Below are 1,829 nucleotides of genomic sequence, written 5' to 3' on the forward strand. Positions count from 1 at the left end.
CCCTGGCTGTAGTCGTCCACCACGTTTTCAATCGCCGGCTGCGCCGGGGCGCTGGTCAGGACGCTGAAGTCCCACGCCGCATCCGCCGTACCGCTTACCTGCGGACCTTCATTGCCCGCCGCGTCCACCGCCGCGACCGTCAGGGCGTGTGCCCCGCTGCTCATTGCGCTGTCCGGCGTCCAGCTCCACTTGCCGTCCGCGTCCACCGCTGCGCTGCCGATCAGCTTGCCACTGTCGTAGATATTGACGCTGACCACACCCTGCGCTATTCCTGCCGTGCTCACGCTACCGCTGTAGGTCGGGCGTGCATCATCAGTCGTTGCACCGTCGGCGATCTCGCCCCGTACCGGACCGACGTCATCGGTCAGCGTGATGCTGCTGTCTGTAAAGGCGTCGATATCCGGCGCAGTGGTGTCGACGGTAAAGCTCCAGCCATCGTCATCAGTGCCGCTCACCTGCGGGCCTTCGTTACCCGCCGCGTCCACCGCCGCAACCGTCAGGTCGTGTGAGGATCCGTCCGCCATATCCTGCTCCGGCGTCCAGCTCCACTTGCCGTCCGCGCCCACCGCTGCGCTGCCGATAAGCTGGCCGTTGTCATAGATATTGACGTGATCGATGTCGGCGGTTGCGTCGCCGGAGAAGGTCGGCCGTGCGTCGTCGGTGACGCTGCCATCCAGGATCTCGCCGGTAATCGCACCGACGTCGTCGGTCAGGGTGATGCTGTCGATGACCAGGCCCGAGGTCTGGTTATCCGGCGGCGTGCTGTCTGTCGGGCCGTCGATCACAACGCTGTTGCTGTTGCCCGCCTCGTCGGTGGCTTCCACCACGACGTCTTTGGCGTCCACGCCCGCCGGATTCGGCTGGATGCTCCAGTGACCGTCAGCATCTGCCACCGTGCTGGTCACGCTGTCGCTGACCGGATCGGTGATTACGATCACCACACCCGGCTCGGCGTTACCGGCCAGCTCGTCTTCGGTGTTGTTCGTGATTTCCGGAGCCGCCGTGCTGGTATCCAGCTTAAACGGCCATTCTGCGCCAGGCGCGGAGATGTTTCCTGCCGCGTCCGTACTAACGGCTTTGATACTATGATCGCCGTCTACCATATTGGTGGTCGGCGTATAGCTCCAGTTGCCCTGCGCATCCGCCCGAACGCTGCCCAGCACGCTGTCGCCGTCATACAGCGTAACCAGCGAACCTTTTTCCGCCTTGCCGGTAAAGGTCGGCGACGGATCGTCCGTTACGCCACCACTGGTCGTAGACGTGCCCTGTACAGTGCCTACATCGTCAATCATCTCGGTGATGGTCGGCAGGACAGGTGCGATGGTGTCAACGGTCAGGGTAAATTTCGCCTCGCTGCTGTTGCCCGCCGCGTTGGTTACCGATGCCGTAAAGACGTGCTCACCGTCTGCCAGCTCCGCCACCGCGAATGTCCACACGCCGCTGCTTTTTGCCGTGCTGCTGCCCAGCACCGCGCCCGATTGGTCGCTGATGGTCACCACCGCGCCCGCCGCCGCCGTGCCCTGCAGCTCCGGCGTGCTGTCGTCGGTCAGGCCGCCGTTCAGTACCGCGCCGGTGACGCTTCCCGCATCGTCGTTCGCCTGGTCAATGCTCAGCTCCACGCTGCTGCTGTCCAGCCTGAAGGTTGCGCGCTCGCCGCGGGTTTCGTTCCCCGCCGCGTCCGTCACCTTCACCTGCCAGCTGTAATCGCGGTCCGTCAGCGTGCCCAGCGAAAGTGTCCAGTTGCCGTCCGCATCCGCCACCGTGCTGCCTGCCGGCGTGCTGCTGTTGTCCAGATATACCGTCACCGTCGCGCCCGCTTCCGCCGTGCC

At 64.7% G+C, this 1,829-nt stretch carries 1 protein-coding gene; it reads right to left on the reverse strand.

Going from position 1 to position 1,829, the window contains the following annotated elements; translation table 11 throughout:
* On the reverse strand, positions 1 to 1,829 hold a 1,829-nt coding region (locus HFD94_RS22740; RefSeq protein WP_243234818.1), incomplete at both ends, for an Ig-like domain-containing protein.

Source organism: Pantoea sp. EKM20T (assembly GCF_011800485.1).
GTDB classification, from domain to species: Bacteria; Pseudomonadota; Gammaproteobacteria; order Enterobacterales; family Enterobacteriaceae; genus Pantoea; species Pantoea agglomerans.